General features: G+C 44.9%; 21 protein-coding genes. 6 read left to right on the top strand and 15 right to left on the bottom strand.

What is annotated here, in order from left to right:
- The first annotated feature begins 182 nt into the window (after positions 1–182).
- Entirely contained in the window at positions 183–1040 is an 858-nt protein-coding gene (tesB, locus tag FKN88_RS00205) for an acyl-CoA thioesterase II (protein WP_306687045.1), read from the top strand.
- Positions 1041–1050: 10 nt separating this feature from the next.
- Here tesB and FKN88_RS00200 read toward each other — a convergent pair whose 3' ends face one another.
- Positions 1051–1503, bottom strand: a complete 453-nt coding sequence (locus tag FKN88_RS00200; RefSeq protein WP_170904640.1) for an Lrp/AsnC family transcriptional regulator — start codon at positions 1501–1503, stop codon at positions 1051–1053.
- A gap of 162 nt (positions 1504–1665) precedes the next feature.
- Here FKN88_RS00200 and FKN88_RS00195 point away from each other — a divergent pair, with 162 nt between their 5' ends.
- Both FKN88_RS00195 and FKN88_RS00190 read left to right on the top strand, forming a co-directional pair.
- Positions 1666–2733: a PLP-dependent cysteine synthase family protein gene (locus FKN88_RS00195; RefSeq protein ID WP_154168541.1), complete on the top strand. Its 1068-nt coding sequence runs from the start codon at positions 1666–1668 to the stop codon at positions 2731–2733.
- A gap of 369 nt (positions 2734–3102) precedes the next feature.
- Positions 3103–3591: a copper resistance protein NlpE gene (locus tag FKN88_RS00190; RefSeq protein ID WP_187985692.1), complete on the top strand. Its 489-nt coding sequence runs from the start codon at positions 3103–3105 to the stop codon at positions 3589–3591.
- 73 nt (positions 3592–3664) lie between these two features.
- On the opposite strand, the gene FKN88_RS00185 is transcribed toward FKN88_RS00190, so the two are convergent.
- Together FKN88_RS00185 and FKN88_RS00180 are read right to left on the bottom strand one after the other, a co-directional pair.
- Positions 3665–3985, bottom strand: coding sequence for a DUF1244 domain-containing protein (locus FKN88_RS00185; RefSeq protein ID WP_154168545.1), 321 nt, complete (start codon positions 3983–3985; stop codon positions 3665–3667).
- 102 nt (positions 3986–4087) lie between these two features.
- Positions 4088–4957, bottom strand: coding sequence for a Tim44 domain-containing protein (locus FKN88_RS00180; protein ID WP_154168547.1), 870 nt, complete (start codon positions 4955–4957; stop codon positions 4088–4090).
- Positions 4958–5155: 198 nt separating this feature from the next.
- On the opposite strand from FKN88_RS00180, the gene FKN88_RS00175 reads away from it, so the two are divergent.
- Together FKN88_RS00175 and FKN88_RS00170 are read left to right on the top strand one after the other, a co-directional pair.
- Positions 5156–5746, top strand: a complete 591-nt coding sequence (locus FKN88_RS00175) for a TetR/AcrR family transcriptional regulator (protein ID WP_154168549.1) — start codon at positions 5156–5158, stop codon at positions 5744–5746.
- Positions 5747–5762: 16 nt separating this feature from the next.
- The gene (locus tag FKN88_RS00170) at positions 5763–7634 is read left to right on the top strand and encodes an MFS transporter (protein WP_154168551.1); all 1872 of its coding nucleotides are present in this window, start codon (positions 5763–5765) and stop codon (positions 7632–7634) included.
- A gap of 5 nt (positions 7635–7639) precedes the next feature.
- On the opposite strand, the gene menE is transcribed toward FKN88_RS00170, so the two are convergent.
- From menE to FKN88_RS00140, 6 genes are all read right to left on the bottom strand, one after another.
- Positions 7640–9079, bottom strand: coding sequence for an o-succinylbenzoate--CoA ligase (gene menE, locus FKN88_RS00165; RefSeq protein ID WP_154168553.1), 1440 nt, complete (start codon positions 9077–9079; stop codon positions 7640–7642).
- Positions 9079–10068 carry an o-succinylbenzoate synthase gene (gene menC / locus FKN88_RS00160; protein ID WP_154168555.1) on the bottom strand — a complete coding sequence of 330 codons (990 nt, stop codon included), beginning with the start codon at positions 10066–10068 and terminating at the stop codon, positions 9079–9081. The genes menE and menC overlap by 1 nt, the downstream gene beginning before the upstream one ends.
- An 89-nt stretch (positions 10069–10157) precedes the next feature.
- Positions 10158–11024, bottom strand: a complete 867-nt coding sequence (menB, locus tag FKN88_RS00155; protein ID WP_158138198.1) for a 1,4-dihydroxy-2-naphthoyl-CoA synthase — start codon at positions 11022–11024, stop codon at positions 10158–10160.
- A gap of 34 nt (positions 11025–11058) precedes the next feature.
- Positions 11059–11874: a 2-succinyl-6-hydroxy-2,4-cyclohexadiene-1-carboxylate synthase gene (gene menH, locus FKN88_RS00150; protein WP_154168556.1), complete on the bottom strand. Its 816-nt coding sequence runs from the start codon at positions 11872–11874 to the stop codon at positions 11059–11061.
- Positions 11864–13576, bottom strand: coding sequence for a 2-succinyl-5-enolpyruvyl-6-hydroxy-3-cyclohexene-1-carboxylic-acid synthase (gene menD / locus FKN88_RS00145; protein WP_154168558.1), 1713 nt, complete (start codon positions 13574–13576; stop codon positions 11864–11866). Before menD ends, menH begins: the two co-directional genes overlap by 11 nt.
- The gene (locus FKN88_RS00140) at positions 13573–14883 is read right to left on the bottom strand and encodes an isochorismate synthase MenF (RefSeq protein WP_154168560.1); all 1311 of its coding nucleotides are present in this window, start codon (positions 14881–14883) and stop codon (positions 13573–13575) included. The genes menD and FKN88_RS00140 overlap by 4 nt, the downstream gene beginning before the upstream one ends.
- Positions 14884–15183: 300 nt before the next feature.
- Here FKN88_RS00140 and FKN88_RS00135 point away from each other — a divergent pair, with 300 nt between their 5' ends.
- Positions 15184–16398, top strand: coding sequence for a pyridoxal phosphate-dependent aminotransferase (locus FKN88_RS00135; RefSeq protein ID WP_072668519.1), 1215 nt, complete (start codon positions 15184–15186; stop codon positions 16396–16398).
- A gap of 424 nt (positions 16399–16822) precedes the next feature.
- Here FKN88_RS00135 and FKN88_RS00130 read toward each other — a convergent pair whose 3' ends face one another.
- The 6 genes from FKN88_RS00130 to FKN88_RS00105 form a co-directional block, all read right to left on the bottom strand.
- On the bottom strand, positions 16823–17950 hold the full coding sequence (locus FKN88_RS00130; protein ID WP_187985589.1) for an SPASM domain-containing protein: 1128 nt from the start codon (positions 17948–17950) through the stop codon (positions 16823–16825).
- Between the two features lie 54 nt (positions 17951–18004).
- Positions 18005–18688 (bottom strand): DUF1796 family putative cysteine peptidase, encoded by a 684-nt coding sequence (locus tag FKN88_RS00125; protein WP_306687043.1) that lies wholly within the window; start codon positions 18686–18688, stop codon positions 18005–18007.
- Positions 18689–18980: 292 nt separating this feature from the next.
- A complete protein-coding gene (locus FKN88_RS00120) occupies positions 18981–19616 on the bottom strand; it encodes a DapH/DapD/GlmU-related protein (RefSeq protein ID WP_306687042.1) in 636 nt (211 codons plus the stop codon).
- Positions 19603–21753 (bottom strand): peptidase domain-containing ABC transporter, encoded by a 2151-nt coding sequence (locus FKN88_RS00115; RefSeq protein ID WP_154168571.1) that lies wholly within the window; start codon positions 21751–21753, stop codon positions 19603–19605. The genes FKN88_RS00120 and FKN88_RS00115 overlap by 14 nt, the downstream gene beginning before the upstream one ends.
- Before the next feature lie 2 nt (positions 21754–21755).
- On the bottom strand, positions 21756–23042 hold the full coding sequence (locus FKN88_RS00110) for an HlyD family secretion protein (protein WP_154168573.1): 1287 nt from the start codon (positions 23040–23042) through the stop codon (positions 21756–21758).
- A gap of 26 nt (positions 23043–23068) precedes the next feature.
- Positions 23069–24052: a radical SAM protein gene (locus FKN88_RS00105; RefSeq protein ID WP_154168574.1), complete on the bottom strand. Its 984-nt coding sequence runs from the start codon at positions 24050–24052 to the stop codon at positions 23069–23071.
- Between the last annotated feature and the right edge of the window lie 2 nt (positions 24053–24054).

Here is a 24054-nt window from a genome sequence, read left to right as displayed (position 1 = left end):
TCAGCAAAGAGTAGAGGGATCGTTTCAACATGTTTCATAAATCACATTCCCTCTTGACAAATATTTGACCTCTTTCACAAAATAGCGACTAATACTTAAGTGAACTAATTTTAGTCTATGCCCAAACCACTTGGAGTTGCAGGTAGGAAGGGTATACAAACAACCATCATTAGGTGAGGGTCATGAGTAAACCACTAAGCGAATTATTACGCCTACTACAGCTTGAAAAGCTTGAAGAAGGTTTGTACCGAGGTGAAAGCGAGAACCTTGGTTTACCCCAAGTCTATGGCGGTCAAGTGATTGGGCAAGCGCTCTCGGCGGCCCGTTACACGGTAGATTCCGATCGCACCGTCCATTCCTTCCATAGCTATTTTTTGTATCCGGGCGATCCTGAAAAACCAATTATTTATGATGTAGAAAACCTACGTGACGGTCGTAGCTTTAGCACCCGCCGAGTAAAAGCAATTCAAAATGGCCGACCTATTTTCTATCTCACCGCCTCTTATCATGGTGAAGCACCGGGGTTTGAGCATCAAAATGCGATGCCTAATATCCCAGGGCCAGAAAACTTTGCTTCAGAATCTGAGCTAGCGGCGCAAATTGCCCATTTATTGCCAGAAAAAATTCGTAACGCGTTTTGTGGTGAAAAACCGATTGAGATCCGCCCTGTGACGGTGATTAACCCGTTAAAACCGCAAAAAGAACAGCCTAAACAATATTTATGGATTCGCGCGAATGGTGAAGTGCCTGATGATCAGTTAATTCATCAATACTTACTCGGTTATGCGTCAGACTGGGGATTTTTGGTTACCGCGCTGCATCCTCATCAAGTCTCACTGATGACGCCGAATTTCCAAGTGGCGACGATCGATCATTCGATCTGGTTCCACCGCCCGTTTAAAATGGATGAATGGCTGCTCTATGCGATTGAAAGCCCAACCGCGAGCAATACCCGTGGTTTAGTGCGCGGCGAGATTTACAACCAGCAAGGGGCTTTAGTAGCGACAGCGGTACAAGAAGGAGTGATGCGTTTTAAATAAAGCATCCCCATTACAGAGGTAAAGCGGTGGTGTATTTCAAAGACTCCATCGCAAAGGTCGAAGTGACATTATTTAAACCATCGACACTATTGACCAGTTTTTTATAGAACTGGTCAAAATTTTTCATGTCTTTGACCAGTACTTTCATCATGTAATCATACTCACCAGCCATGCGATAAAATTCCATCACTTCCGGAAAATCCTCCACGGTATTCACGAACCGTTGATACCACTCATGGGAGTGATCACTGGTTTTGACCATCACAAAAGCGATAAAAGACAGCCCTAAACGTTCAGGATTAAGCAGCGCCACCCGTTGGCTGATCACCCCCGACTCTTCGAGCTTTTTTAATCGTTTCCAACATGGCGTGCTGGTTAAATTGACCGCATCGGCCAGCTCATTGAGTGATAACGTGCTGTCTTTTTGCAACATCGCCAGTAACTGTTTATCAATGCGATCCATATCCACCACCTTTTATTTCTATAGCAATCATATTATAGAGAAAATAATTCTCTTAAATTAGCAAATCAAAGGCAAGATAACCAAGTTTTTCTCCCTCACACAACGTACATTATCAGTATTAACTCATGAGCAATTGCTCGTCATTACTGTGAGAACGCCAGCATGTGTACCGACCATCAATGGATTAATAACGCGATTCGTAAAATCGAAGCCGATTTTCAACGCTCGGCTGATACCCATTTAATTAAGCTCGATCTGCCTAGCATTGCGGGGATTGATCTTTATCTTAAAGATGAGAGCACGCACCCGACTGGCTCGCTCAAACATCGCTTGGCTCGCTCTTTATTTTTGTACGCGATATGTAATGGCTGGGTTGGTCCAGATACGCCAATTATTGAAGCTTCTTCTGGCAGCACCGCGATTTCTGAGGCCTATTTTGCCCGCTTATTGGGCCTGCCTTTTATTGCGGTGATGCCGAAATGCACCGCGCGTAAGAAAATCGAACAAATTGAGTTTTATGGTGGCAAAGCACATTTAGTCGATCGCAGCGATCAAATTTATGCTGAGTCTCGCCGCTTAGCGCAAGCGTTAAACGGTCATTATATGGATCAATTTACTTATGCTGAGCGAGCCACCGACTGGCGTGGTAACAGTAATATCGCCGATAGTATTTTTCAGCAAATGCAACGGGAAGATCATCCCATTCCAAGTTGGATTGTGATGAGCCCAGGCACCGGCGGTACTTCCGCCACCATTGGCCGTTTTATCCGTTATCAGCAACATAATACTAAGCTGTGCGTCGTCGACCCAGAAAACTCAGTATTCTTCGATTATTACCAAACGCGCAATAGTGAGTTAACCCTTCAGTGCGGCAGTAAAATTGAAGGCATTGGCCGGCCACGTGTCGAACCGAGTTTTATTCCCAATGTGGTTGATGAGATGAGACAAATCCCCGATGCGGCCAGTATCACTACCATTCATTGGTTAGAAAAGATCGTGGGAAGAAAAGCCGGCGCATCAACCGGAACCAACCTTTATGGCGCACTTCAATTAGCCAGTGAGATGAAACAGCGCGGTGAACAAGGCTCAATTGTGACCTTATTATGCGACAGTGGTGAGCGTTATTTGGATACTTATTACAACCCAGAGTGGCTAGCACACAACATCGGTGACTTAGCACCTTACGCCGATAAGTTAGAGACGTTTCAGCTTACAGGCCAACTGGATTAAAGCTATCCTTGACGATTGAAAATTAATAGATCTATCTCCAAACGACTTGGAGTTGCAGGTTGGCGGTAAGTGAGTCCCCATGAATATAGACAGACTATGTGATTAGGATGAACGAACGTAGCTAACACCGCTGCAGCTTCAAGTAGGAAGGGGATAACATCAAGCTATTGATTATGTGGATTTTGTTTTAACGATGACCGTTCTCTGACAGCGAATGTCGAAAACATGACGCCTATCTGACGCGGTTAACGTTCATTTGATGAATAATAACGACCTCAGTCACCAACGACTTTACACTATCGTCGAACGGCTCATAGATAAGGCCGGTGGCTATCACAACGTCCGTTTCAATTGAAGGTATAGAATATGATCAAAAAATCTCTTTTTGTCGTCAGTGCACTGACCTTAGTGTTGGCTGGCTGTGATAATCAACAGCAAGCCTCTGCCCCTGTAGAGTCACAAACCGCTCCCGTGACCATCGATGTTAATGATGATGAGTCAGTAATCGATGAAGCGTTTAAAAGCGAACACACCGCTTACAATAGTTTAGATTGGCAAGGGACCTATCAAGGCGTACTCCCTTGTGCGGATTGTGCCGGCATTGAGTATACCTTGGTCTTAAATGATGATCTGACCTATCAACTTACTCAAGTTTATCAAGGTAAAGAGCAAGCAGCTCCATTTGTCTCTCAAGGAAAATTCCACTGGGAAAACAATGGCAGCGTCATCACCTTAGACGGGGAATCGGATGCGCCCAATCAATACTTTGTCGGTGAAAACATGTTGATGAAATTAGACACTAATGGCGAGAGAATTACTGGCGATTTAGCGTCTTTGTATAATCTTAAAAAACAATAGCCGTTGCTTCGATAAATGCTTTTCACTTATCCCCAACCATCTAAAAATAGAGTGTTTGGGGATAATACCAAGATTAAGAATTTTGCTGGCGTGCGGCAAAAGCCGCCGCTTGCTCTGGTGTTGCCGGTAATTGATAGTTAGCTTTCCACTCATCATAGCTCATGCCATAAATCCGCTCACGCGCCTTATCAATATCCATTTCAACCCCTATCGTCTCAGCTTCCGCTTGATACCATTTACAAAAACAGTTACGACAAAAACCAGCCAAGATCATCAGGTCAATATTCTGCACGTCCTTATTATTATCTAAATGCGCTAACAGACGACGAAAGACTGCCGCATCGATTTTATCTTGTTGTTCTTGAGTTAAGTGTTGAATGTTCGCTTCTGACATGATGTTTCCTTTTTAATAGTGAGCGGTAGCATTAGCTTATCTCAAGATAGCAAAACGCCCAAGACAAGCTTGGGCGTTCATCAATCATCCAACGCTGATCAATCAGCCTTGAATACCAACAATTAACCATGGCGCGTTAGGTTGCGTTAAATCACGCTCTAAATGCCAAATATCTAAAATTTCTTCTTCGGTTTCAGAACCCAAGTCGCGGCATCGACCCGTAAATTGTAGACTCAGTTGCGCTTTACGATCATCGTAATCGGCACGAACAATCTCTGCATCGACATACATGACTTCAGTTTGTGGCTGTTGATCCAGCTTTTCTCGCTCAGCTTTCAGATCAGCGAATAAACTTTCAGACACGTACTCCTCAATCGTCTCAAGCTGGTTATGGTTCCAAGCACCTTGCAAAATACGATAATGCTCACGTGAACCATTAATGAAGGCGATTTTATCAAAACCAGGTGGGTAGTTATGGGGCACATCGTTATGCATGGTTGAACCAAACCCAGAACTCGCTGCTGGTTTAAATTCCTGCTCCGGAGCTTGCTCAAAACTTTGGCGATGTACATTGGTGTTATAAGCTGGCTGACGAGGATTAAGGCTACCCTGCTTACCTGCCAGAAAATGACGAGCAAGCTTAAAGAGTGCAAATCCTATCAGACCGAAGATCAAAATATCCATAAATTGGATACCTTCAAAGGCACCACCAAAAAACGCAGCCAGTAGGCCGCCGGCGAGTAAGCCACCCATCAGGCCGCCCATTAAACCTCCGCGACTGTTGGTCGCAGCAGGTTGCTGATTATTTTGCTGACGTTGCGGAGTCGCTTGTTGCTGTTGATGATTTTGTGCAGGCGCGGTTCGATGGTTCTGACCAAACGATTTACCACCGCCCATCCGTCGAGCTTCAGCATCAGGAATCACCATGACAGTGATCATCAGTAACGCCATAAAAGAAAACAAACGCTTCATATATTTCCTCAGGGGATGTCATTAGGTACAAAAGGCTTTTATTCTTTGTCATCATAGTCACTTCAAGACGCTAAGCAAACCTTTTGCCTGACTGACATGTATCAGAATATTGCAGCCTTATTGAGTTGACGCTCTCCCAGACACTCTCTAGAATATCGAACATTGTTCTTTTTTGATTATGCGGTTTAACAACAACTTATGGCCAGACGCAACGATCATACTCGCGAAGAGTTGATCTCTCTTACTTTAAAAGCCAGTAAAGCTTTCTTAAGCAAGCACTCTTATCATGAACTTAGCCTAAGAAAAATCGCCAGTATGATAGGTTATGTGCCAAGCACCTTGGTCAATGTATTTGGTAGCTATAACTTGCTGCTTTTACATGTTGTTGCACAAACGCTCGATGAGCTGGCTTCAGAATCTAAGTTAGCCGTAAAAAAATGCGCAGACCCTAAAAAAGCGCTGTATAAACTGGCCTACTGTTATCATGACTTTGCTCAAAAGCACCCCTACCGTTGGCAGTTGATTTTTGAACACAATATGAATGGCGAAGATCTTCCAGAATGGCAAGCAGAACGAATCAACGGCATGACTACCATGCTAGAGTCGCTGTTACAAGTCATTGCCCCTCATCGCAGTGCACAAGAAGTATTACGCACGAGTCGCGTTTTATGGGCTGGGGTGCATGGCATTACGTTACTGAGTGTTGATGATAAATTTTTTACCGCTGAGCCGGTCGATGGTAAAGCATTGATTGAAGATTTACTGAGTCAATATTTGGCTAACTGGTAACCATTAAGGCAAAACCATGCACAGTTCTCAATCTTCATTGTTAACACAACGACGTTTTCTTCCGTATTTTATCACCCAATTTTTTGGGGCGTTTAACGATAATATCTTTAAAAACGTGTTGTTGCTGTTTGTGGCTTTTGCCGCTGTGGATACGTTATCCATCTCCAGTCACCTATTTATTAACCTTGCTGCCGGCTTATTCGTGTTACCGTTTTTCTTATTTTCAGCCTCAGCGGGGGTATTAGCCGATAAATACGAAAAATCGTGGTTTATCCGCCGCGTAAAACTGTTTGAAATCGCCATTATGTGTATTGGTGCGATAGGTTTTATCACCCAAAGCTATGGTCTTCTACTGTTTATGCTGTTTTTAATGGGCACCCAATCGGCGTTTTTTGGTCCGGTCAAATACGCGCTGCTGCCGCAACAGTTAAAAACCAATGAACTGGTTCCGGGCAATGCATTAGTCGAAACGGGCACCTTTCTCGCTATATTACTCGGCACGATTGGCGCTGGCGTTATCGCTTCGCTCAATCATGCTCATTATATTGCCGCCGGAGCGGTTATCCTTTTCGCCCTACTCGGCTATCTTGCTAGTCGCTCTATTCCTATCGCCCCAGCCAGCGATCCAAACTTGGTTTTTACTTTTCGTCCTATTCAGCATACCCGCACTACGCTGGCGATTGCCAAACAAGATAGAACCATTTTTCAATCGATCATGGCGATCAGTTGGTTTTGGTTTCTAGGCGCGACTTATCTCACCCAGTTTCCAAATTTCACTAAACTGTTTCTCGGTGGCACCGAAAGCGCGGTGTCATTTTTGCTGGCCTTATTCTCTGTTGGGATTGCGATAGGCTCACTCACCTGTGACAAACTCTCTAACCATCGAATCGAAGTCGGACTGGTACCACTCGGCAGTTTAGGTATTAGCTTATTTGGCTATCTGATGGCCGCCAGCGTTCCCGCTGTTTTACCTCCTTTTACACAATTTAGTGATTTTATTAGCCACCAAGCTCTATGGCCTTTGTTTAGTTATTTACTGTTATTGGGCGTCTCTGGCGGGATTTTTATTGTGCCACTTTATGCTCTGCTTCAGCAAAGAGCCAAAGTCACTGAACGAGCACAAGTCATCGCGGCGTTAAATATTTATAACGCGCTATTTATGGTCGGCAGCGCACTGCTCGGTATTGTCTGCTTAAGCCTACTTGAATTAACTATTGTGCAGCTGTTTATCCTACTTGCGGTGCTCAATGTGTTAGTAACAACTTACCTGTTCTTACAAGTACCTATTTTTGTGCTGCGCTTGGTGGTGTGGGCCTTAACCCACAGCATTTATCGAATGAAGCACAAAAATTTACACCATCTGCCTGAGCAAGGCGGCGCGCTGATTGTCTGTAATCATGTCAGTTATATGGACGCGTTATTGCTCAGCGCGGTTTGCCCACGTTTGATCCGCTTTGTCATGGAAGAAGATTACGCGAATATTCCTATCTTAAGGCCGTTACTCAATCGAGCTGGGGTGATCCCGATTTGTGCCAATAAACGCAGTTCGATTCGCCGCGCCTTTGCTGAAGTCGATCAAGCGCTGCAAGAAGGCCACTTAGTATGTATTTTCCCCGAAGGCCGCCTAACCAGTGATGGCGAGATCGCTCCTTTTATGCGCGGAATCGATGTTATTTTAAAACGCAGCCCAGTACCGGTGATCCCGATGGCCATTAAAGGCTTATGGGGTAGCTTTTTTAGCCGTTACAAGGGCCGTGCTTGTTGTAGCCTGCCTCGTAAATTGCGCGGAAAAATCGAGATTGAAGCCGGTGAAGCGGTGAGCAGTGGACAGGCCAACACCGAGCTAATGCAACAAAAAGTCGCTCAGCTACGTGGGGATTGGCGCTGATAGGTCTAGTCTAGTGGTGTATAACGACTTTGCTGATCGGCAAACCAGTTTTTCACCGCTTGGCGTGAAATCTTGATACCACTCTCGGCCAGAGTGTCAGGCAGCTGCCAGTAAGCGATGGGATGTTTGAATTTTTCCAGCTTATCGGCCAACCATTCACCAAGTTGCTTTTGATCGGGTAATGAATGACAACGCAGCACGGCAATACTGCGCGCGCCAAATTCGGCGTCTTGCACGGGGACAACTACCGCCAATTCAATCTGCGGATGACGAGCTAACACGGTTTCAATTTCTTCACAGTGAATATTTTCTCCGCCCGAGATAAACAAGTTATCCGCGCGGCCAATAATACACAGTTCATCGCCATACCAAGCCCCCAGATCACCACTATCAAACCAGCCTTGTTGATTAGTTAATGGTGTAATCGTCCCGTGTTGATAATAACCACTGGCTAGGGTTTCCCCTGCTATCCAAATTCGTCTATCGACTACTTTCACTTGCCGTTTCGGTAGCACTTGGCCAGCACTCGCTGTCTCATCTACCGGTTTGGCGGTCACCGTAGACGCCGCTTCCGTCATCCCATAACCAATCCAAGTTTCAATCCCTTGCTGAGCCGCTTGCTGAGCGAGGGTCAGTGGGATATGGCTGCCACCCAATAAAACATGGCTTAAGCTGAGGGGTTGTTGGCTGGCTAACAGTCGTTGCAGTTGCGTCACCACCAAAGAAGCATGGCTGACCTGCTGAATATCATCGAGTAATTGACCCGTACCCAGTTTTAAACAGCCGCCGACCGCGAGCCAGCGATAAACAATCGCCAGTCCAGAGACATGATAAAGGGGCAAACTGAGTAGCCAAGTATCTTGCTCGCTAAACGCAAACCGTGCTAATAAGCCCTCAGCAGAAGCAAAATGCTGACGATGGGTATGAGCCACCGCTTTAGGGACGCCCATGGAACCAGAGGTAAAAATAAGCGTCGCCAGATTATCCAACGCATAAGCGGCAGAGCAAGCCGCTTCGCCATCTACGTCTGATACCGCACTTGAAAGCGGCTTAACCGGGGGAAGGTCAATAAACTGCAATAGTGATGAATAACACTTAGCCAGTTCATCAACCAATGAATTCAGCGACGGAGAAAGCCATAACCAAGCAGGCTGAGAGCCATACAGACGAGTGAGTTTTTCTGTCAGTTGCACAGCGGGCTGCGGCATAGTGATGGCACACATCACCCCTTGCTGCATAGCCGCTAGTAACCACCACAATATTGATGGCTGATTTTTCCCTACCAAAGTTAACACATCACCAGACCGTAAACCGGCCAGCTTCAGTGCAGCGGCGTACTGATCCACTTGTTCGGTCACTTGCTGCCAAGTGAGTGTTTGCTGCTCAAGCTGCAACGCAATACGCTGCGGATCGCGCTGCTGCCACTGTCGCCAAGGAGTATTCATTAAGCGGATTGCCACACAAGTGTTTGTTGATCTAAGCTGTGGATTGGTAAGGCGCAGCCCGGCCAAGGGGTTTCTAGCTGAGCTTTAAATAAACCGATCGTATCTAAGCCGGGGGTGGTCTCAGGCAACAACCAATGGGATAACCGAGCGAGCTGAGTTAAACCTAAGCTTGATTCTAAACTCGAGCTGATCACCGCTTGAATGCCCAAACTGCGCGCTTTTTCAATTAGAGCTTGGCAACGTTGTACTGAGCCAATCAGTGTCGGTTTAATCACGATCGCTTTGGCTCCGGTTAAATCTTCTAACTGAAAATCCGCTTGCTGCACCGCATGTTGTAAGGTTTCATCCCACGCTATGGCAATCCCGCTATCAATCGCAAAAGCAAGACTATCGCTTGGTGAGCGACAAGGCTCTTCTAAAAACGCTATCCTGCCGCGCACCGAAGGCGAGACATATTGAGCAAATTTAGCCGCTTTCTCTTTACTCCATGCTTGATTGGCATCAAGCCGCAATTGCAGATCTGGCATCGACTCTAAAAACAAATTCACCAGCATGCCATCGCGGATCGGCTCATAGAGACCCACTTTAACTTTGGCAACTTTCTGACCTGGCATAGCGTTAAGTAACGGGATCAACTCATCAGGATCGCCACTACACAATGGCGCACTATGATATTGCCCCTCTGGACTAAGCTCGCCTGCCAGCTCCATCTGCGCCATCGATAAGCCAAACGCCACCGAAGGAAAACCATTATCGATATGGCCCTCTTTCCCTTGTACCCACAAGGCTAATTGCTCTTTCGCTAGCGCTCCTGCTTCTTGCAGAGACTCACGACTAAAGCCTATCAATGGCGCAATCTCTCCGCGACCCATTTTCCCATCTTGCTCTAGTTCAACAATAAATCCTTCACGTTGAGTCAGTTTTTGATCGCGAAGAATCACGCCGCTATCCATGGGTAATTGATATTGATAAAGCTTGGCACTGCGCATGATGGATCCTTTTAGTTAAATGCGGTGGAAGACGTCTATCCCTCATCGGATCCAATATGACCGATAAGAGATAGAGCTAAAGCGATGAATTACGGGTTGCGGGGGAATTTATTAAAGTCTGGACGACGTTTTTCATTAAACGCATTGCGTCCCTCCTGCCCTTCTTCGGTCATATAGAACAGCATAGTCGCATTACCCGCTAACTCTTGCAGACCCGCTTGACCATCGCAGTCGGCATTCAGCGCCGCTTTTAAACAGCGCAGCGCCATTGGACTGTGTTGCAGCACTTCACGGCACCAACGCACAGTCTCTTTTTCTAAATCTTCAACCGCGACGACGGTATTGACTAAGCCCATATCTAAGGCTTCTTGCGCATCGTAAAAACGGCATAGGAACCAAATTTCCCGCGCTTTCTTCTGCCCCACGATCCGCGCCATATACGATGCGCCCCAGCCACCATCGAACGAGCCAACTTTAGGGCCAGTTTGACCAAACTGAGCATTATCGGCAGCAATGGTTAAATCACACATCATATGTAATACATGGCCACCACCAACAGCCCAACCGGCAACAGAAGCAATCACCGGCTTAGGACAAGTGCGAATTTGACGCTGAAAATCCAATACATTGAGATGATGAGTACCACTATCGTCTTGATAACCGCCGTAATCGCCACGAATTTTTTGATCGCCCCCAGAGCAAAATGCTTTTTCACCAAGACCGGTTAAAATGATCACCCCAACACCCTCATCGTAGCGTGCATCGGCTAAAGCATGGATCATTTCTTTCACGGTCAGTGGGCGAAACGCATTACGCACCTGCGGACGTGCAATGGTGATTTTTGCAATGCCATCAGCCGATTTGTGATAGTGAATATCTTGATAATCGCCGCTGCAATCTTGCCATTCAACGGGAGCATAGAGTTCTTGTTCTGAAATGCCTACTGTTTTAGCCATGGTGAATTTCCACTATTATTGTCTAGGGTTATAATTAACGTTCAGCGTTGCTACATGCCATTAACTCAATCATCAGTTGAGCAAAAGCTTGAGGTTGTTCATGGTGAACATTGTGTCCAGCCTGCTCAACAACGTGGTAGTGCAAATCACTTTGCTGGGCAAGTGAATAAAATTTAGCATCATTTTGTCCACATACGTAATGGACGCGAAACGGGACAATGGATAACGACAAGCGCACATCCGGTTGCCTTGCCAACGAAGTAGCCAATAGCATTTTTGCAACCGCAGGACCAAGGTTATCACTACGTAATGTGACTAAGGTTTGTCTTTGCTCATGATTCAGTGAAGAAAATACCGCTTGCTGATACCAATCGCTGAGAACTTGAGCAATCGGTTGGTGAGCAAAGCGCGCGGCCCAATGTTGGTCGTGCTGCCAACGAGCGTGCTTCTCTTCCTCCGTAGTCAACCCAAAGTGACCACCTTCAATGACTAAGCCTTGAATATTGAGGGCGTCAAACCACCCCTGAGTGCAACCCAGCATTGCCAATCTTGCCCCCAGTGAGTAGCCAACCAACCAGATAGGCGTTGTCGGTGGGCAATGAGCGGTGACAACTTGCGCTATCTGCTGACAAACATCAGCAAAATCACTGCAACCAAGATCGCGACTCTGACCGTGTCCCGGCAAATCAATCGATAACAGCGAATACGCGCCACGCAGCCGCTCGACAACCATTTGCCAATCTTGACTTGAGCCCAAAAAACCATGCAGAAAAACCACCACCGGCTGCACAGGGTTATTCTGTGCTGGTTGAATCGGCTCAATCTTCGCTAACCACTGACTATAAAGCATGAATTTGTGATATCAGTTGCTTAAGATGTTCAGCGGCTTGTTGTGATGGGGTTATCACCTCAATCACTAACGTCCCTTTTCCGGCGTTTAAGTGCTGATCAATGGCTTGTTGATAAGTCACTAGGATTTCCGGGGCTTGATAATCGAGGGCAAATTGCTTAGCCGCAAACTCGAAATTTAAGCCATGTGGCATCTGATATAACGCCGAGCGCTGATCGTCGGGGACAGGTAATAAATCAAAAATGGCGCCGCCATCATTATTTATCACCACAATCACCAGCGGTTGTGGTGGTGTGCGTACTAAAGCTAACGAATTGAGATCATATAAGAGTGAGGTATCACCGAGTAACATCAACATCGGCTTATTCAATGCTCGCTGAACCCCTGCAGCCGTCGCCACCAGTCCATCAATCCCTGATGCGCCGCGGTTGGAAAATACCTCACGCTGTTTGAGCTCACTGAACATATCCACTAAACGCACGATCAAACTATTACCAATAAACAGAGTACTGGCAGCGCCACGCTCGGTGAGATCCAAAGCCACCGCTACTTCACTCAACTGAGGTTGCGATAGATGCAGCTTTGCAAGCTGGGCAATGCTTGAGGCATACGCTTTCAGCCCATCTGCCCAACCAGCATGTAGGGTTTGCAATGGGTGCTGCTTAGCCAATTGATGCTCAGCCCAAGATAGAGCATCGCACAACCAATGCTGCTGCGCCGCATGGCTAGGGTTATTGCGCGCGACTTGTGGGCTAACATAGGTGTAATTACAGTTAGCTTTTGTCAGTTGTTGTTCTAACCACTGGCTTAAACGTTTGGAAACGATTCGAGCGCCAAATTGAACAATATGCTGGCATTCACTCAGCAGCGCCCTTGCCGTGCTATTTTGTAGCCATAAATCGTAGTGGGCCCATTCGCTGCTTACCCCAGATTGAGGATCGCACAGCACAGGCCAACCAAGTTGCTCGGCAAAGCTTAATGCTGCCTGAGCTTGAACTAAGGGTAGCGAGCCAATGATCACTAGCCCTTTTTGGCTTAACAGTGCGTTATCACTTGGCAGTGATGCGCTCAGGGTTTGATAACGTTGGCTGTAAGGCTGCTGACCTTGACGCCATTCATCAACCGTCGCGAGATAGTCGGCGTATAACTCACGCTCATGACTGGAATAAAGTGGTTCTGGATAGGGGCAGTTAATATGAACCGAGCCGCCAAACATCGCTTGCTGATGCAAAGCATCATCCAGTGTGGTTAATAACCAAGATAATGGTAAGCGCAAGGTTGGGCTTGGTAAATCAATAGCTTGAGTTACATGCGAGCCATAAATGTTACTTTGCTCAATCGCCTGATTAGCCCCACAATCCACTAGCTCTCGCGGACGATCGGCGGTTAACACAATCAGCTTTTCTCCGGTCAATTTCGACTCAGCAATAGCCGGGAGTAAATTAGCCACGGCGGTGCCGGAAGTGACAATCACCGCCACGGGGGTTTGACTGGCTTTGGCTAAACCGAGGGCTAAAAATCCTAGACCACGCTCATCAAAGTGAGTATGGATTTGCAGTTGTTGATTAGCCGCGGCTTCTAAAGTCAGTGGCGTCGAACGCGAACCGGGCGCGATACACACTTGAGTAACGCCAAAGCGAGTCAACTCTTCTAATAGAGTCTGCGACCAAATTCGATTCAGTAATGCTTGGTCTTGATTCATAAGGCGGTCCCTAATGGTGGTTGATTGGTGATCAAACTGAGTAAGGTGGACATTTTTTTATCCAGCTCTTGCCATTCATGCTCAGCGATAGAGCCCGGTACAATGCCGGCACCCGCATAAAGCTGAACACAATTGTCCACCACCAACGCACTACGGATAGCGACACAAAATTGCGCTTGTTGATGACTAAAATAGCCCATCGAACCCGCGTACCAACCGCGAGCAAACGGTTCATGTTCGGTGATAAAATCTAACGCAGGTTGGCGAGGCAATCCCGCGACGGCAGCGGTTGGTTGTAGCGCGCTTAGTAGCTGCACCCCATTCACGCTTGGCTTGAGCTGCGCGACAATATCACGCTTTAAATGCTGTACTTGACGCAGCGTCAGTAACTGCGCGTTGCTTTCCACTTCAACATGCTCAGCCAAAGGCGTTAAACGCTCAATAATATCATCCACCACATATTGGTTTTCATTGAGGTTTTTACCGTCATGAATGAGCCAATCCGCCAGTTGTTGATCCTGCTCAGCCGTATCGCCACGGCCAATGGTTCCGGCCAAAGCTTCCGTTTGTAACTCTTGCCCTTGGCGACAGTATAGACGCTCTGGTGTTGAGCCGATAAAACTGTGTTTGCTATCCAAAGCTAACAAAAAATGAAAACTGCGCTGGTTATCAGCAATACTGGCTTTGAGTAATTGCGCAGCGCTGATTGGGTTATCAAGGGTTAAACGCGTTTGGCGAGCCAACACCACTTTTTTGAACTGCTGCTGCTCAATCGCCGCCAATGCCTGACCGACTAATTGGTTCCAATCGATTGGACTAGGCAGATGTTCAACGTCTAACACTTGACTGTGTAAGCGCGATAATTCGTCAACATCGACGTGTAACTTCGTTAAGGTGGCTAACGTACGCTGGCGATCTTGGGCGATAAAATTGGCAGCTACGCTCCAATGCTGATCAAAACGGATAATTTCCACTTGCGGTAAGAAAAAAAACGATGACATACAATGCCGATTTTTATCGGTCTGACCATCAAACGAGCGCCCACCCCAAACGCGCTGATTATCGCCTAATATCGCATAAGCAGGGGCCGGTTCGGTAAAGGTATACAATTGACCAACAGCCACCACCTCTTCGCGTCCATCACGAGACTGCCAATAAAATTTGGGAAATAGAGGCTGGGCTTCAAGCCAATCGATCAACGCAAAAGGCGGTGGTCCTATTAATGTTTGGACAAAACGAACGTCGTTATCCTTTGCGTTCTTGATTTGCTCTATCAACCGAGCAATGGCTTGATGAAAATGAGACAAAGCGACCTCGTCGACTATGAGATTCGATTAACAGCGGCTACTCTATTGACAGCGTTAGCGTAAATCAAGGTTGCGACTGCTCTTTTTTGACCTTCTCCCGCCTCTGAAGGGATCTATTTAACTATTTAACATTGCTGTGGGCCATTAAAACCCATCAAGGCATCTACTGAACTGATATCGCTAATCCTCAGCCCTAAAGAATATCGTCACGAAAACCCCTTAGCTATAGATTTATATTCTTAAAAAAGGCAATCTAGACTGGTTTAATAAAGTTTTTTAATAATTTTTAGGAATTTTACAATGCAAAATATCGGGATGTCGTCAAAACTCGATAATGTCTGCTACGACATTCGAGGTCCAGTACTCAAACATGCTAAACGCATGGAAGAAGAAGGGCATAAAATACTAAAGCTCAATATCGGCAACCCGGCCCCGTTTGGTTTCGATGCCCCAGATGAAATTTTAGTTGATGTGATCCGCAACCTCCCTACTTCCCAAGGTTATTGTGATTCAAAAGGGATCTACTCCGCTCGTAAAGCGGTGGTTCAGTATTACCAAAAACGCGGTATTCGCAGCCTCGATGTCGAAGATGTCTACATTGGTAATGGCGCGTCTGAACTGATCGTCATGTCAATGCAAGCGTTACTCAACAACGGCGATGAAATGCTAGTCCCAGCTCCAGATTATCCATTATGGACCGCTGCGGTGGCTCTCTCTGGCGGCACTGCGGTGCATTATCTGTGTGATGAACAAGCCGATTGGTATCCGGATCTGGATGATATTAAAAAGAAAATCACCCCTAAAACTCGTGGTATTGTTCTCATCAACCCTAACAATCCGACTGGCGCGGTGTACAGCCGAGATTTCTTGCTGGAAGTGATTGAGATTGCTCGCCAACATAAATTGATGATTTTTGCTGATGAGATTTACGATAAAGTTCTCTACGATGGTGCGGTACACACTTCAGTCGCAACACTAACCGAAGATGTATTAGTGGTAACATTCAACGGCTTATCAAAAGCTTATCGTGTATGTGGCTTTCGTGGCGGCTGGATGTTCTTAACCGGCCCTAAACATCAAGCCGAAGGCTATATCGCCGGCCTTGATATGCTCGCCTCGATGCGTTTGTGCGCTAACGTGCCGATGCAGCATGCGATTCAAACTGCGTTAGGTGGTTACCAAAGCATTAATGAGCTTATCTTACCTGGAGGCCGTTTGTTGGAACAGCGCGATCGCGCTTGGGAACTGATCAACCAAATCCCTGGTGTCTCGTGTGTGAAACCCAAAGGGGCGATGTACTTATTCCCGAAAATTGATACCAAAAAATACAGTATCAAAGACGATCAAAAAATGATTTTAGACTTCTTGATCCAAGAAAAAGTACTACTGGTGCAAGGCACTGGCTTTAACTGGCCAAAGCCGGATCATTTCCGCATCGTAACCTTACCGCACGTTGAGGATTTGGAAGTCGCCATCGGCCGCTTCGAACGTTTTTTAAGTACTTATAGTCAGTAGATTTTCACCTATAATACCGCAAACCGTCTTGAGCGCAGTGAATCATCCTGCGCTCATTTTTTTAATAAACCGCTATACCCAAACAACTTGGAGTTGCAGGTAGGCGGCAAGTGAGTAAGTTCCCATGAGCATAGATAGGCTATGTGATTGGGGCGAACGAACGTAGCCAACACACCTGCAGCTTCAAGTCGGAAGGGTATATATGCAAATGGATATCGCAGGTTTGTTCGCCTCTCAAGCCACGAGACTGGCGTGATATTTTAGATGTTCAATGAAGATCGGAATTTTTTCGCTAAAGCCCGGGGGGAAGCATAAAATGAAGTGGTCAACTAAAATTGGTCACGGTTTTAGAGCTTCAAGTACAGAGTTAGCTCCCTTACTTTTTCGCTCATTATTTAATTACTACTTCAGCGACTGGTGTCAACTAGGCAAAATCGACAAACATCCGGCCTATGTTCCCTGCCTTAACGCCACGCTGTTCAATAAATGATTTAAAGGTGCTATTTTCTTTGTGGCTGCCCAAATGTATGGCTTCGTCGTTATACTGCCCGTTAAGAACATAGGAAGACTCTGCCCACGGTTGCAAGGGATGGATAACGAGGTAGTCAGCATTCATCGCCCGCCCCATTTCAATGAAATCAGGGATCTCCTGATAGTTGCTTTTTCGATACACCATCACCAAGGTGATAGCGCCGACTTCACCGCGATTATGTAGGCTCTTAACAAACTCTAGATTTTCCATGAGCGTATGGAAGCACCCGCCCCGCACTTTTTTGTATGTTTCGGGGGTGGTGGCATCAACGGTGATGCAAGCATAAATCAGTTTTGACCGAAAGTAAGGGTGGATGCGATACCAGTTTTTTTCATTCCACAGCAGCCCATTAGAACGCACTGTTATTTGCTTTAAATTGGGGAAGTCGTCTTTCGGAAAATGCTTTAGAAACTTCTGGTACCAACTGCTGGCAAATACATCACCAGCGCCATCTAACTCCAAGTCTTCGATGCCAGGTGTCAAGCTCCTGAGGTTGGCATACAGCTTGTCTAACCGGCCGTTTTGGCTGTCTTCAGAGATAAGTTTATTGCGGCAGGATGGGCATTTCAAATTACAGCTAAGGTCCATGCCAAGATACAAACGGGTAGGAGGGCGCATCAACGATCCATCGAAAGTATCCGGCGATTGGCAAAATTCGGCAAAGTTACTAGCGGCGAGTTCAGGGTCGGCGTTTATCTCTTCAACGGTATGGACCATCAACCGTTTTTCTGGTTCGTGTCTGTTGGCAGCGGCTGAGCACGATTCTGATTTACAGTAACGAAAACTCCCATCAACAAAGGACATGCGAAATGCTTTGTATATCTCATTGTTCCAGATCTCCAAGCCATCTTTCTCAATAAGGTTTCCTGCCACAGCGGATATGTTTTTGATGTGTGATGCGCAGCATAAATAAGCATCACCTTTCGGGTCTACGAGGATCTGGTTGAAAGGGATCCGGCAAAGCATTGGTTGGCCGTTCTCAATGTTAACGATGTCTATTCTATCCTGTGTTGCTTTCATCGGTACGTCCTTAGTAAATGCATGTAGTGGCTGAAAACTCACCTAAAATTGAGATCATACGGGTCGATACGTACGCGATGCTTCAGCGATAGTGATACCGTCAAGCCATCCTTGCCATGCCTCCAATTCGGCACCACGCATAAATTCTTTCCATTCACTGTGTTTCAGCACAATATGTGTGCGGGGAATTTTCAGCGATAATAATGTCTTGTGGTAGGTGGCGACTAATAGCTGGTTATTTTCATTGTTACAGAGTGTGTCGAGAATCTTGCGCAAGACGGGGAGTTTGCTTTCGAGGGTATTTAGATCGTCCGTGTAGTCACGCTCTGTTGGAGCCATTTCGAGGTTGAGGATAAAAAGTACACGGCGGTAATGCTGTATGTCATGGAAAAACGTATCCACGTGCTTGTCAAAGCGTGTTTTGAATGCTGGGTATTCTGAGGAAATGCTTTCAGCATTCGGTGGGAAGTCATGAATCGAAATATAGTCCGTATGTGTATCTCGAATACGTTTGAACACTTCATCGGAATTGGTTTGTTCGCGAAGGTTTTCTTCAAGGAAAATGTCAGAAAATCGGGTGCTCAATACATGTATTAAGCATTCGAGTTTCTGCGTGCCTATGACATCCAATGCCGTCCTTTTTCCACTTAATCCTGTGATGTCCATAATGACCTTGGGCCGACAATCCATACCTAAACTTATTACCCTATCGTATTCGTGTTTGTAAGTATTTCCCATATTAAAAATTGTCTACGTAGTGATGTGTTAGAAATATTATTTTCCATATGTTATGAATTAGAAAATAATCAAGGTTAATATTTACGACTCAACTCGCGTTATTTTTTATCCTGAAAAGGAACCGTTCACCGAGAGCACCTTGCATTATTACACGAGCTACACAGTTTAGTGAATAACGTTGAAATTGGTGGCTACAGCGCTACCTAGGTAGGACTTAATGCTAAAGTGCCCGTCAATGCACAGTTCTAATTAACTATCAATATCTCTCGGGTGAACAATTACCTATTTTCGATTAGTTTAATTTCATTTTTACGATGCACGGATTACCTGCAGCCATATAATTTGCAGGAACATCCTTTGTAACTACGCTACCAGCGCCAATTACTGCTCCATCACCGATACTCACTCCAGGAAGAATAATACACCCATAACCGATCCAAACATCGTTGCCAATTGTGACTGGCTCAGATTTTAGTTTATCAAGTTCATCCGGATGACCTCGATTTGCAAGGGTATGGCCGCTGCAATCCATAATCACTGTATTGGGGCCAAAAATCACATTGTTCCCTATTGAAACTTTGTCGTAAGCACAAATGGAAGTTCCTTGGAGCACACACCCTTTGCCAATGACAATTTTGCCGAAAGGCCTGTCATTAACTGAAACACTAGTCAGCTTAGTAATACCAGAAGGAAAGGCAGGATAATGGGATGACTCGATGTAACACCCTGAATCAATTGCGATCACGTCATTCCCGCTTGGTAAACCTTCGAAGCCATTTGAGCCAAATTTGGTCAAAGTAATCGAAGGACACCCAGAAAATGTTACCCAATTTTCCGAACCAAAGTATTTGCCATATTGTTCCATTAATTCAACTTCAGATAATTCAGAGTGGGTATCTGGGAAGAGTATTCTTTTAGAGTGGTACATCTTTAGACTCCTGCTTAAAATTATTTGGAATTTCCTGTACTACGCCACTGTCCATTAATAAAACTCGATCAGCTGACGCTATGGTTTCTGGGCGATGCGCAATCATCAAAATAGGTATATTGATTTCTTTAAACATTTGGCAAACAAACGACTCTGTATAGATATCTAAACTGCTCGTCGCTTCATCTAACACCAGAAACTTAGGTTTTTTATATAAAGCTCGCGCAATGAGAATTCTTTGTTTTTGGCCTCCTGAGAGACTCGACCCCATTTCACCAATCAGAGTGTGATACCCCATATTTAAGCGCTCAATATCATCATGGACACCAGCTCTTCGGGCGCATTCTATAAGCCATTCTTCATCTAGGTCACCCGAGAAAAAAGTAATATTCTCGATAATAGAACCACTAAATAGTTGGTCCTCTTGCAATACTGCTCCAACTTGAGTTCTAAGTGATTTAGAGGCTATTGATTTACTACCAAAATAATGAATGCTACCCGATGTAACTGAATAGATACCCAATAGAAGTTTAGAAATTGTTGATTTACCGCAACCTGATGCCCCGACTAAAGCAACAATCTCATTACTTCTAACACTAAAGCTTGCACCATTCAGAATAGGGAGCTGATCTTTTCCATAAGAGAAGTAAACGTTGTCAAACTCGATAACATTATCACCCTGGTAGTTAGTTATAATAGGCAGACCCACAGCATCAGGGACGCTATCCGTTTCTTTTTCAGTTAAGACAATATCCGCTAAACGCTCGTTGTACACAGATAACATCTTAAACTCGAAGTACTTATCGATCAGAGAGCTAATACTGGCTGAGAACCGCCCCTGATATGAAAGGAATGCCATGAGCATGCCGATTGTAAAAAGTCCATCCAGCACCAAATTTGCGCCAAACCAGAGGACCGTTGCTGAAACAAGGCTAACAATCGTGACATTCATTGTGTTGTAGATCATCCCAAGCTTTTGCTCGTGTAGCTGCGCATTTCTTCGATTAATATTGAGGTTTCGCCAAGATGATTCACGCCAAGGTAACGTCCCATTAACTCGCAAACTCAATACACCGCGGACTGTCTCGATAAAATAACTTTCTTCTTGAGTACTGGCCTCCCAAGTATTTTCTTCCGCGCGTTTAAAAGTACCAAACCACGCAAACCTGAGAGCGACATAGCCTAACGCAGCAGCGATGGCAATAAACGAGAGTTGAGGGTTGTAAACCAACATAACTGACAGCGTACCGATAACTAAAACTAAATCGAGTAGAGCCTGAATTGCGCTCGTTGTTAACGTTTGTTGAATAACATCCACTGCGGAGAATTTAGCACTAATGCTCCCTATATCCCTTTTTTCAAACCAATCTATCGGTAAGCGAAACAAATGATGAAAAACATTAGCAGCCCACTGCATGTTAAAATTCACAGAAAGCTTGATTGTCGCCCATTGCTGAGCAAGACCGATAAGAGTTTGTGTGGCTGTTACCATCAGTATGGCTCCAATCACGAGTACAAGCAGATTTTTGTCATAACCAACCAACACCTCATCAATTACAATTTGATTAAAGATAGGTAGAGTAAGGGCTAATATTTCTAATACTAATGCAAACACAAAAATACGGCCTAACGCACCTTTAAGGCCAACGGTTTTACCAATCAGGGTTGATAGCCGAACGGCTTTATTTTCAACTTTCTCTTCAAAGTCGTGAGTTGGAGTTAGCTCTAGCGCTATCCCTGTGAAATGTTTGTTGACCTCATCATGACTCAGTGTCAATGCGCCATTGGCAGGATCGTGAATTTCAATTTTCTTTCCACTCACTTTTTTTAGCACAACGAAATGATTTAGATTCCAGTGCAAAATACAAGGGATGGCTAATTGTCCCAATTCGTGTAGATCTAAGCGCACTGCGCGACCTGAAAGCTTAAGAAGTTCGCCACATTCAATGAGCCGTGCAAATGACATCCCGTGTTGGGTAATCCCGAATTTTTCCCTTAGTAAACGTAGATCGGTTTTATAACCATGCCAATCGGCAACCATAGCAAGACAAGCAATACCACATTCCGCCTTTTCTGTTTGTCGAATTAAAAGGAGTTTCTTCCCCCACCCCCAATCTATTAGTCCTTCTGTATGCATAGTTACATTCGCCCTTTAATAGTATACAAAGGCTCTAACAACCACTCATAGACCTTACGCGTATCCAATTCAATATCTGCGGTCAATGTCATTCCTGGCACAAACATTTGCTCTTCCCCATAAATCGTAATAGTGGGTTTATCTAATCTGACTCTTACTTGGTACAAACCAACACCGCCATAAGTGCGCGAAAGTTGGCTTTGTATCAATGAGCTATTTGGTAACATCTCGGCAGAGACTGCAGATTTTGATATAGACGTGATAACGCCTTGCTGGACACCAAATTTTTGATAGGGAAACGCATCAAACCGTAAACGAACATCTTGACCTTCTTGAATAAAACCTATGCTGCGACTCGGTGCGTATAGCTCTACAACGACTGGATCTTCTCCCTCTGGAATAACTACAAGTAGAGGTTGGCCTTTATTGACAGAGTGGCCTTCCTTAACGAAAATTGATGCAACCACACCGTTAATCGGTGAGACTACTTGGGTATCTGTTTGATAAAAGTATTCTATTTTGTTTTGAGCAATTTGTTGAAGCTGCCGATCTATTTCCTGTAAGGCAATGTCTAGCTCCAACTCGAGTGTTACTTTCGTTTCTTCCAGCTTAGCTTTTTCTCTAACTAAACGCTGTAAGCTAAGGCGCTGGGTTTGTACCTTAGCTTCTAGTGTTATTATCTCAAGCCTTTGCCTTTGAAGTTCAATAGAGGAGATGAACTGCTTATTGACTAACACTTGTTGTTTATCAACCAAACTTTGAGCAAGGCTTAACTCTTGTTCAGATAAATCAACGACCACTTTCAGTATGCCAGCCTCTTCTGACAATCGTATTAGGTCAACATCGATGACCTCTAGCTGATGTTGAAATTTTTCAACTTCTTTCTGTCGGCGTTCATTTAACAAAACGATTTGATTTTCAATAGAAGTGAGAATTCGTCTTTTTACGCCCAGGCCAAACTCATCATATCGCTCAGTTTGGATCTCATATAACGGTTCTCCAGCAAGCACTTTCTGACCTTCAGTGACAAATACTTTTCCGGCATAGCCTTCATCATTAGCTTGTACCTTGATAATACCGCCAGTTGGACTAACTACACCATTTAGTGTGTCTCTACGGGTATACTCGGCAAAAACAACGAAGAAAATAATAGTTATTAGAACAAACAGAGACGCGGCTACAAAAACATGTTGATTCAATGAAGCATCAATTAAAATTGAACCTTGATCGTTTGACTTCTGGGCTTCAAAATACTCTGGTCGGTATAAATGCTTGGCTCTTGTTACCACAGGTGATCCTTTCCCTAAAAATGAGGCTAAAGCTGAGTCACTGCTATTTTTTGTTGATTGCTTAAAGCCAACTTTGTGTTCACTTTTTTGGCCGACAAGTCGACACCACACTGACAAATTTTAGTTCTGCACTTTGTAGGATGAGTGGGTAACTCAATATTTTCATCATAAATGGAACCAATCGGGCCATCCTGCATACACCAAGAGCGATAAATATCACCACTAAACGTGATGACTAAGCTATCAATACCCGCATAACAATCCCAGCCAACAAAATTGGTTTGATCATTGGCAATAAGGTCGAAAGTCGACAGACTCTCGGTTGTGCCATCGATATAATTTACTTCTAATTCAGCCATTGAAGGTGGCAAATCTTTAAGCTCCGGTCGACCACGAAAATCTTTCATTATCTGTTCTTGTTCCGGTGTATACGAATACTTTTTAGTAATTCCACCATGGCCAAAGCCTTCAAAAAGTGGTTGAAGAGCAATCGAACACCGAACTTCCTGTTTCAACCTATTTGCGAATTCTACACAGTCATCAAAGCGCTCGGGAACCATCATGATATTGACGTGAAAACGGGTGTTTTGAGAAGCCTCAAGGACTTTAGATACCTCAATAAAATGAGATTCACTTTTGATATTGTTAATATGATAACTCAAACTAACGCCTGATAAGTACTTAGAATTTTCTTCCCACCAAGACAACTTCTTAGAACCATTTGAAACAATAGTAGCAAAACCACCGTTATCCGAAATAACTTTTAAGGCATCTGGAAACCACGAAACCATAGTTACTTCACCACCTCCGAACTCAAAACTTACCTTTTTTGTATGAGTAATTGAACGTTCGAATATTCTATCTATAAAATTTTTTGTAACTTCAAATGAAGGTGCTCTCCCTGAACCATTATATAAGTCTGGGTGGCAATATAGACATGTATAGTTACATCGATTCATAAGCGCCCAGTTAACACTTAAATAATTAGCATTACTATTTAGCTCTATCATTA

Origin of the sequence: Vibrio sp. 2017_1457_13, from assembly GCF_030851525.1 — a bacterium.
Lineage (GTDB): Bacteria > Pseudomonadota > Gammaproteobacteria > Enterobacterales > Vibrionaceae > Vibrio > Vibrio metschnikovii.
The sequence above is the reverse complement of the archived record's forward strand: the minus strand, read 5'-3'. Positions and strand labels throughout refer to the sequence as shown.